This window comes from Streptomyces sp. NH27, from assembly GCF_056859195.1.
In genome coordinates this window covers 1-9,428 of record NZ_JACEGK010000309.1, presented here as the reverse complement: position 1 = coordinate 9,428, position 9,428 = coordinate 1, and the positions used below count along the sequence as shown (strand labels likewise).

Sequence of the window (9,428 nt, the reverse complement as noted above, 5' to 3'; positions counted from 1 at the left end):
CGCCGCCCAGGCACCCGACGACCTGCCGACCGGTGGCTTCAGCACCGGGGCCGCCGGCGTCGGCTGGGCGTTGCTGCGGTTCGCCGCGGCCGGCGGCGAACCCGGGCACGCGGCAGCCGGCCGGGCGGCACTGCGCACCGCGGCGACACGGAACGCGGCGGCACGGAACGCGACAGCCCAGAACGCGTCGGCCGGATACGCGACGGCCTCGGTCGGGACCGGCTGGTGCGACGAACCCTCGGGCACCGCACTGGCGATCGCCGACAGCGCAGCCGCAACAGACCTCCCCGAGTTGGCTACCCTGCTGGATCTCGTGGTCGAGCGCGCCGCCGCGCCGACCGCGGGCGACCACAGTCTCTGCCACGGAGAGGCGGGAGCCCTCGACCTCCTCCTCGCCGCGACCCGCGCGGGCCGAGCCGGCCCCGGCGCGGCCCTGCCTCGCGCGGCCGCGCTGCTGGCCGCCCTGGACCGGTTCGGCCCGCGCTGCGGGACACCCGACTCCGTCAGCAGCCCGGGGCTGCTGACCGGCCTGGCCGGCATCGGGCACGCGTTGCTGCAACTCGGCTTCGGTTCCCGTGTTCCCTCGGTACTGCTGCTGCAGTCGCCGGCCTCGTAACTGCCCACCCCGCCCTTCGAAGGAGAGCATCCGATGAGCGACAACGCCCTTGTCAACGCATGGAAGAACCCGACTACCCGGACCGGGGCCGGCCTTGCCCACCCGTCGGGGAGCATCCGCCTGGGCACTGGTGCGATCGTCGGCCGCCGCGCCCAGTTGCTGGCCGGCCTGGCCACGATGGAGGAGGAGAACTCCACCGTGTTTCCCACCTACTCCCTGACCGTCACTTCCTGGGGCGACACCGGCGGATACTGACGGCCTTTCCCCGTCCCGCCCCTGGCAGATGATCAGAACCGGGGATACTCTCCGTTGGTGCTCATCACATCACCAGCGGTGATCGGGCGTGGCGCCGAACTCGCCGTACTCGACGCGAGTCTCGTCGCTGCCCGTGCAGGGGATGGCCGGGCGGTGTTCCTGCTCGGCGACGCCGGGATCGGCAAGTCGCGCCTGGCCGCGGAGTGCGCGTTCCGCGCGTTCACCCGCGGCCTGGCGGTGCTTCGCGGCAGGTCCGGCGCCACCAGCGGCGCCGTCACGCCGTTCCGCCCGATCGCCGAGGCCCTGCTGTCGTTCGTCCGGCTCGGCGGCCTGCCCGAGGACGCCGAACTCGCCCCGTACCGCTCGGCGTTGGGCGGCCTGCTGCCCGAGTGGCGCACCGCCGAGCATGCGGGTGCACCGGCCTCGCCGGTGGAGACGGCCGAGGCGATGCTGCGGCTGCTGGTCACCATCGGACGTGATCTGACGCAGCACCAACATCCCGGTTGTCTGCTGGTCCTGGAGGACCTGCACGACGCCGACACCGAGACCCTCGCCCTCATCGAGTACCTGTGCGACAACCTCCGGGGGCAGCCGATCCTTCTGCTGGCCACCCTCCGCCCGGAACCCGGACCGGCCGAGCAACTGGCCCGGCAGGTCGCCCAGCGCCGGTCCGCGATCCTCAGCGAACCCCGCCCGCTGACCGGCGAGGAGGTCCGGGTGATGGCCGACGCAGCGCTGGCGGCCACCGGACCGCCGCCCCACGACGCGGCGGTCCGGTTACCCCAGGAGGTGGTCGACCGGCTGGCCCGGGACGCCGAGGGCAACCCGTTCGTCGTCGAGGAACTGCTGAGCGGCATGATCACCGCCGATGTGCTGCGCCGCGGGCCGGCCGGCAGCTGGCAGGTCTGCGGCGACCTGGACATCGACGTCCCGCGCACCGTGGTACACAGCGTCTCCCAGCGCTCCGCCCGGCTCAGCCCGGACGGACGGGCCCTGCTCAACAGCGCCGCCGTTCTCGGCCGACGGTTCTCGCTGGCCGTCCTGCAAGCGGTCAGCGGGCTGCCGGACCGCGACCTGCTGGTCCATCTGCGGGCCGGCATGGACGCCCACCTCATCGCGCCCAGCCGTCCGGTGGGCGACTGGTACGAGTTCCGGCACACGCTGACCGCCGAGGCGCTTGTCGCCGCACTCGTGCCCGCCGAACGCGCCGCGATCGCGGCCCGGGGCGCCGATGCGATCGAACGTGCGCACCCCGGACTGCCCGGTGAGTGGTGCGTCCTCGTCGCCGCCCTGCGGCAGACGGCCGGGGACGCCCGGGCGGCCGCACAGCGCTTCGCGGCGGCCGGCCGGTCCGCACTGGACAGCGGCGCCGTCAACTCCGCCGTGTCACTGCTCGAACGGGCCCTCGACCTGCTGCCCGGAGCGGACCAGGCCGCCGAACGGGCGCCGCTGGTGGAGCAGTTGGTATACACGCTGGCGGAGAACGGCCAGCTGGACCGGGCCTGCGCACTGGCCGACGAGTTGCCGGAAGCCGGTCCGGGCGCGCTGGACGCGGTCCGAGCCGCCACCCTGCAAGCCCGCATCGCCTGGGCTGCCGTGACGGCCGCGCGGTTCGAGGACGCCGCGGGGCGCCTTCGCCAGGTCCGCCAACTGCTACGGCTGGTTCCCGACGGCGACGGCCCGTCCGCCGGGGCCGCGCTCGGGCCGGCGGTCAAGATGGTCGAGGCCCATCTGATCCTCTCCGGAGTGCAGGAGAGCGGCGGCGACCGGACCCACGAGGCAGAACGGCTGGCCCAACAGGCCGCAGACGGCGCGGAGCGCGCCGGGCTCCCCGAGATCGCGTGCCAGGCATGGCAGTTGCTCGCCGTACTGGCACGCCGGCACGGCTTCGAGCAAGCCGACTCGTACCTGGAGAAGTGCCTCGTACTGGCCAACGAGCACCGGCTGACCGCATGGCAACTCGACACCCTGATGTGGCTGGGCGTCAACGACTTCATGTGCACCGGCTCCTCCACCCGGCTGGAGCGGGCTCACCGCGCGGCGCTCGGCCACGGCGCTCTGGCACTGATGTACCGGGCCGAGGCCACCATGGCCATGCAGCAGGTCCTGCGCGGCGACTACGCCGGGGCCCGGGAGCTGGCCGACCGCTGCGCCGAGGGCACCGCGCGGCTGAGGGACGCCGACAACCACCAGTTCGTCCTGCTCACCCGCGTGGCGCTGGCCGCCCACCAGGGGCAGCGCCGGCAGATGGAACGGGAACTGGCCGAGTTCCGTCGCTGGGGCGGTGAGCAGTCGCTCCAGTCGCCGCAGGCGTTCGGCAGCCGCGCCATCTGCGCGCTGCTGGAGGAGGACCACGAACAGGCGCTGCGCGAACTCGACGAGGCTTTCGCCTGGGAGCAGGGGAACCCTTCCGTCCACTACCTCAACGGCCGCTACGGACTGCGGCCGCTGCTGCGCGCGCTGACCGGGCAGGCGGACCCCGAGGAGCACGCGGCGATCGTCGCCGACCCCTCCGCGGCCCTGCCGTGGAACCGGCAGTTCGAACGGCTCGCGTTCGCGGTGTACGAGGGCCGGGCCGGACGCGGAGCACAGGCCGAAGCCGCTGTGGCGCAGGCGCAGAAGGCAGGTGAACCGTTCCTGATGGCCCGTCGGCTCGGCCAGCGCCTGGTGGCACCGGTGGCCCTGGCCGACGGCTGGGGCGATCCGGTCGGCTGGCTGCGCGATGCCGAGGAGTACTTCCACGGCGCGGGCGTGCCCGCCGTGGCCAACAGCTGTCGCGACCTGCTTCGCCGGGCGGGCGCGACCGTCCGGCAACGGCGCGACGGAACACCCGGCGTTCCGGCCCCGCTGCGACGCCAGGGGCTGACCGCCCGCGAGTACGAGGTGTTCTTGCTGCTCGCGCCGCGCCTGGGCAACCAGGAGATCGCCGAACGGCTGTACATCTCCCCGCGGACGGTGGAAAAGCACGTGGCCAAGCTGCTCGCCAAAACCGGCCGACCGCACCGTTCCGCCCTGTGCGACTACGCGACCGAGCTGATCGCGCAACTCCACTGACCCGGGCGCCCGGCAGTCGGGCACGACGCCGGGAGGCCGGGAGGCCGGGAGGCCGGGAGGCCGGGAGGCCGGGAGGCCGGGAGGCCGGCGGAAGCCTTCGCCGATCTCACGGGGCAGGCCGGGCAGGCACGTTGCACGACCTGACGTCAGCCCTCTGGTGCCGCCTTCCCGAACGCGCCGAGCGTGGATCGACACCCTGGGCTCGGACAACGCGGCCTCAGTCGTATTCCATACCGGCATAGGGATTCGGCTTGCCGCTCCAGGGCTCGATCCCCGCTGCGACAAGGCGGTCCCGCTCGCGCATGTGCAGGAAGCGCGGAATGCATCCCCACGCCGATCCAGTACACAACGCCCGCGTCCCACCGCCGCGTCTCCTCAACCGATCCCACTCCGGCATCGCTTGCCGCCACATCACCGTTCGTATCACTCTCCCGCTCTGCCCTGCCGCTGCGTCGGAAGCAGCTCGATCTCGACCGGCCCAGGACGCAGCACCGCACTTGCTGGACCGAACGCTTCCTCCTACGGCACATCCGAAGCTACCGGACGGGCGATTCCCGACTCAGCGGGCAGGACCGTACCTGGGCTCGGGGCGCTCCTCCGGGGTCATGGGAAGCCCAAGGATTTGCACCGGCCCCGGGTAGTAGGCAGAGCTGTTGGGGCCTGCCACTTCCTCACCAGACACGTACAGGTACAGCCACTGCGCGAAACCCATCGAGTACTCGAAGAACTCGCGCTCGCCGTCCTCTACGAAAATCCGCCAACGATCGTCTCCGGCGCCGGGGGCGAGGAATACGGTCTCCCCCCGGTCGGTCGACGCACAGGGCAACAGGCCGTCGACAGTTCCGAACCGCAACTCCTCCGTCCCAAGGGCTACTCGGGTATCTCCCTCGTGCCCTGCCCGGCGGAGGTGAGGCGGCCGGACAGGTCGTAGCCGAGAGTGCGGGTCGCGGTGGGGGCCTCGGCGCCGGTGCCGGTCTCCGAGATGAGGTCGCCGAGCACGTCGTAGCCGCGGGTGCGGGTGATCCCGCCGGGTTCGGTCGCAGTGGTGTTCTGTCCGACGGCGTCGTAGCCGAGGGTCCAGGTGCGGTCCACGGCCGCCGGATGTGCGGCGGTGGCGGGCGCGATGGTGGATTCCGGCAGCTGCCACGTGTTGTACGTGTACACGGTGGAGTTGCCGCGGCCGTCGGTGAGCCGGGTGCGGTTGCCGGCCGCGTCGTACCCGAAGCTGGTGGTGATGTTCTTGCCGGCGCTGACGGACTCGGTCTGGGTGGTCGTCCGGTCGAGCGCGTCATACGCGTAGCTGGCCGTGCCGTGTTCGGCGTCCTGTGCGGACACCAGGTTGCCGTCGGCGTCGTCGCCATCCCGGGCGGCCGCACCAGCCGCGTGTCGATCGGCGTCCAACTGCCGCCGGGACCCTTGAAGTTCACCGGCCCGTCGAAGTACTGCGTGGTGTACGTGCCGTCCTGGTTCCGGTAAGTGCGGGACTGGCTCTGCCGCTTCGCGGGTATCTCGGTGCTCGTGTCGGCGTCGAACCCGGTCACCCGGGAGGTATCGGGGGCGGTGGTCGGGCTGACCGGCGCCGACTCGGGCGGAGTCGGGGTTCCCGGACCGACCGGAGACGCGGGGAGCCCCGCGTCCAGAGGGAGTTCGCCGGGCGCCTTGAGCGCACCCTTGTGCCCGCCCGTCGCAGCGGCTTCCGTGGCGTCAGCGGGCGACTTGTGGCTTCGCCCCGCCGCGGACCCCCACTTCTGTTCGGGCGCCGAACCACCGGGACGCGCGCCCGGATTCCATTGCCCTGCAACGGCGGCCACCGCCTGCGTGCCGGTGACCAGCGTCAAGGCAAACGTCAGGGCAACAACCAACGAACGGACGGCGCGCACTCGGTCCCCCCAAGGAACGATCATGATGAGCAGGCGCCATCGAACATCATTCACACAACATTCACCGGAACCGCCCAAGAATTAGTGCCCCACATCACGGCGAAGACGCAAGACCCGTGCTGTGCGTGGTGAGTTGGACGTGTCGCCTGTGACAGCAGAGAGCGGGTGCGACGGGCGTTCGGGTACCTGGCCGGAGGGTGCGTTCGGGCACCCCCATTGCGGCGAAGGTGGCCACCCCCGCTCGGCACCAGCATTTTCCCCAGCAGGAAAGAGCGTGTTCAGAGGGCACCATCGGCTGATAGGAATTCCCCACGTCACGGAAATCCATTCGCCCGATCACACCGAACACGGGCGAACGCGTATGCAGAAGGAGGCCGCCGGCGGACGACCGGTCGAATCGTCCACAGGCGAGCACCTGATTCGACGGAGCAGGGCAGGCAGTGCTAACTGCCTCCTGGCCTTTGCATACGAGGTCAGATCACCAGCGAAAGGGCTACGAGGTATGAGGATCAGGAAACCGCTCGCGACTCTGGCGGCGACAGGCGCCTTGATGGCGAGCATCGTGACCATGGGTGTGGCATCTCCCGCGCAGGCCGCATCGGACCCCCGGTGCACCGGAAGCAAGCAAGCACCCTTGGGCAGCATGTGCGTGCACATCCACAACATCCAAACCGACCAGTGGTACTGGTTCGGCCCGTGGGTGAGCTGCCTGGACCACGAAATCCCGTTCTACGACTTTGTCACATACATCAAGAGCCAACAGGGCGGTGATGCCGAATCCATATACTGGAACTCCCACGGAAAGTACCTCGGCTACCGGAACGCGTACTTCTACGGCAGGCCGCCGGGCTACTACAGTCCGGAAATCTCCCCCACCTCCAAGATCAGGGTGTGCTGAAGCGTGTGGGCCGCGTGAGCGCTGCCGAACTTGATTGAGCGATGTCAGGCCGTTCGGTCTCGTCCACGACCAGGACCGCTTCTCCGTGCCCGGGCACGTCCATCACGCGCACAGACGGCAAGCCGTCCATGCTGCGGACCGGAAGCACCGAGAGTGCCGAAGAACGACACAGGACACCGCGGGAGTCCGTATGTACGCAACGATCCGGCGGCTGCGGGGGCTGCGTCTGGCGGCCCTTGCCGTCGTCGCGGTGCTGCTGGCCGCAATGGCGGTGCAGCTCAGCGCCGCTCCCGCCCGTGCCGCGATCGGTAACTGCCCGGTCGTCGACAACGAGAGCCCGCCGACCGTCGAAGCGATGAAAGCGATCGAGTTGGCCTGCCAGACGGTCGATGACCGGATCCGCTACAGCTTCGGCGGTGGTTGGGGTTCGCACCCCGGCGCCTCCTACGGTTGGTCGGATGGCACCTATTACGCACGCAACGACGCCAACGTGAAGGGTTACGACTGCTCCGGCTTCATGCACTGGCTGTGGTACGCGGTGACCGGCGACGAGAACTACCTGCCGCTGGGCGCGGACAGCCAGTTCCACACCTCCAGCCATGTCACGGCACGCTTCACCGCATCACAGGGGCTCAGCCCGCTGCTTCCGGGTGACCTGGTGTTCTGGGGCAACCCAGCGGTCGGCAACGGCATTTACCACGTCGCCATGTATCTGGGCGGTGGCTTGATCGTGCAGGAGTCACAGTCGGGCACACCCGCGAACGTCGACGCCCTCGACCATTCGGACTATGCGGGGGCGGTGCGCCTGGCGGGCTTCTCCGCCAGCAATCCGAACTGGCAGGAGTACGCAACGGGGATCGACAAGAACGTCGCCAATGCCCAATCCGTCCACGGCAAGGACGGCTGTGGCAGCGGCGGCTGCTCGCGCGGCTGCTCCTCCTTGTGGGTGGGCGACCACCCGAGCGATCCGCTGTGCGCAGGCGACACCGGCAGCGGTGGCGGTGGTGGCGGAGGGCCCGTGGCCGACGGCGACACGTACTGGGTCGACACATGGGGTGCGGCTCCTGGCCGCGACCTGGGTGGAACCCTGAACGCCGGGACGAACTACGTCTTCTGCAAGGAGTGGGGTGCCCAAGTCGGATCGGGCTCACAGTACAACCACTGGTGGCTGTACACCGACATGGACACCGGCGGCGAGGACTACGTATCGGCGTACTACCTGTCCGGCCAGGGCAACGACGAGGCGGACGACAGCTACGGATCCCCGATCCCGGCTTGCTGAGCCGCTCCCAACGCAGGCGCGCCGTAGGCCGTGGCAGCTCCAACGCCGCCACGGCACACGGTGCTCCGCCTCAAGCTCAACCACGCTGCCACCTCGCAACTCCCCACCTCGCCGAGGCTGCCCGGCGCCCACCGCACGGCGGGTCGGGCGCCCCGCACCGCCGGCCCGGCCCCGGCCCAGCCCAGCTCAGCCAGACAGCCATCGCGTCCCCGCGCTTCGCCGCCTCGGCGTAGAAGTCGCGCAGAAGGTGGCAGGCGTCCACGTAGTCCTTGACGGGGGAGGCGTGGGCGTCGCAATCCCGCGTTCGTGCCGTAGCAGCCGGTGAAGTCGACCGTGCGGTAGCGGTGTTCGACGACCTCGTAACTGATGGCGGCCAACTCGCTGTGAACGTCGGCCACCTGGGCGCTGGACAGCACCCGGGTACCCCCGTAGTCGGGTTCCTCCCCCGCCGGCACCTCGCCGCCGGCGATGGCCCGGGCCGCACCGGTCACCGGTCACCGGCATCGGGGCTGGTCCGTTATGAGCCGGGCGAGGGATGGCGCGAGGGAGACGATGCCGTCGGCGCCGGGGCGATTTCGGCGATGAGTCCCTCGACGAGGGCCCTGATCTCGTCGCGAATGGGCCGCACCGAGTCGACGCCCCGACCGGCCGGGTCGTCGAGCTTCCAGTCGAGGTAGCGCTTGCCGGGGAACACGGCGCAGGCGTCGCCGCAGCCCATGGTGATGCAGACGTCGGACTCGCGTACAGCGTCGATGGTGAGGACTTTCGGTGTCTCGGCTGAGATGTCCACGCCGACTTCGCGCATCGCCTCGACCACAGCGGGGTTGACCGCGTCTGCGGGCGTCGAGCCGGCCGATCGGACCTCGATCCGGTCGCCGGCGAGGCGCGTCATCCAGGCGGCGGCCATCTGGGAACGCCCGGCGTTGTGGACGCAGACGAAGAGCACTGACGGCGGTTTGTCGGACATCTTCGTGGTCTCTCCCGTCGAAAGCACATCAGTCCCAGTTGATATCAGGACTCAGTGACGTCAGCCACTACTGATGTGACAGTATCAGTCCATGATGACGTCAGTCGACACTGATCTGATCCGGGTTCTCGCGGACCCGCTACGGCTCCGGATCGTGACCCTGCTCTCCCGCGAGACGCTGTGCACCACCCACCTGGTGGAGGAGACCGGCGCCAAGCAGACCAATCTCTCCAACCACCTGAAGGTGCTGCGCGAGGCCGGCGTGCTGGACACCGAGCCCTGCGGCCGTTTCACCTACTACCGGCTGCGGCCCGACGTGATCGAGACCCTCGCCGGCCAGTTCGCCGCACTCGCCGCAACCGCCCGCGCCACCGCCGCAGCGGATACGAAGAGGTCTTGCCCGTGACCAGCGCCGAGCCGACCAGCGCCCGGCCCACCGACGCCGGCACACCCGGCCGGCCCGCCCAACTCACCGA

Annotated in this window: 8 protein-coding genes; 6 read left to right on the top strand and 2 right to left on the bottom strand. The window is 70.3% G+C overall.

The genetic code is table 11. The annotated features are described in order from the left end of the window. The 3 genes from AC13HU_RS23440 to AC13HU_RS23430 form a co-directional block, all read left to right on the top strand. A partial coding sequence (locus tag AC13HU_RS23440) for a lanthionine synthetase LanC family protein (protein WP_483043910.1) occupies positions 1–616 on the top strand: 616 nt, incomplete at its 5' end. Positions 617–649: 33 nt separating this feature from the next. Beyond that, positions 650–871 carry a hypothetical protein gene (locus tag AC13HU_RS23435; RefSeq protein WP_483043909.1) on the top strand — a complete coding sequence of 74 codons (222 nt, stop codon included), beginning with the start codon at positions 650–652 and terminating at the stop codon, positions 869–871. A gap of 57 nt (positions 872–928) precedes the next feature. Next, a complete protein-coding gene (locus AC13HU_RS23430) occupies positions 929–3,925 on the top strand; it encodes a helix-turn-helix transcriptional regulator (RefSeq protein WP_483043908.1) in 2,997 nt (998 codons plus the stop codon). Positions 3,926–4,795: 870 nt separating this feature from the next. On the opposite strand, the gene AC13HU_RS23425 is transcribed toward AC13HU_RS23430, so the two are convergent. After that, positions 4,796–5,326 (bottom strand): hypothetical protein, encoded by a 531-nt coding sequence (locus AC13HU_RS23425; protein ID WP_483043907.1) that lies wholly within the window; start codon positions 5,324–5,326, stop codon positions 4,796–4,798. Positions 5,327–6,166: 840 nt separating this feature from the next. Here AC13HU_RS23425 and AC13HU_RS23420 point away from each other — a divergent pair. Beyond that, the gene (locus tag AC13HU_RS23420; protein WP_483043906.1) at positions 6,167–6,703 is read left to right on the top strand and encodes a hypothetical protein; all 537 of its coding nucleotides are present in this window, start codon (positions 6,167–6,169) and stop codon (positions 6,701–6,703) included. 190 nt (positions 6,704–6,893) lie between these two features. Then, positions 6,894–7,985 carry a C40 family peptidase gene (locus AC13HU_RS23415; protein ID WP_483043905.1) on the top strand — a complete coding sequence of 364 codons (1,092 nt, stop codon included), beginning with the start codon at positions 6,894–6,896 and terminating at the stop codon, positions 7,983–7,985. Positions 7,986–8,502: 517 nt separating this feature from the next. On the opposite strand, the gene AC13HU_RS23410 is transcribed toward AC13HU_RS23415, so the two are convergent. After that, on the bottom strand, positions 8,503–8,952 hold the full coding sequence (locus AC13HU_RS23410) for an arsenate reductase ArsC (protein WP_483043904.1): 450 nt from the start codon (positions 8,950–8,952) through the stop codon (positions 8,503–8,505). A 91-nt stretch (positions 8,953–9,043) separates the two neighbouring features. Here AC13HU_RS23410 and AC13HU_RS23405 point away from each other — a divergent pair, with 91 nt between their 5' ends. After that, on the top strand, positions 9,044–9,358 hold the full coding sequence (locus tag AC13HU_RS23405; RefSeq protein WP_483043903.1) for an ArsR/SmtB family transcription factor: 315 nt from the start codon (positions 9,044–9,046) through the stop codon (positions 9,356–9,358). Positions 9,359–9,428 lie beyond the last annotated feature (70 nt).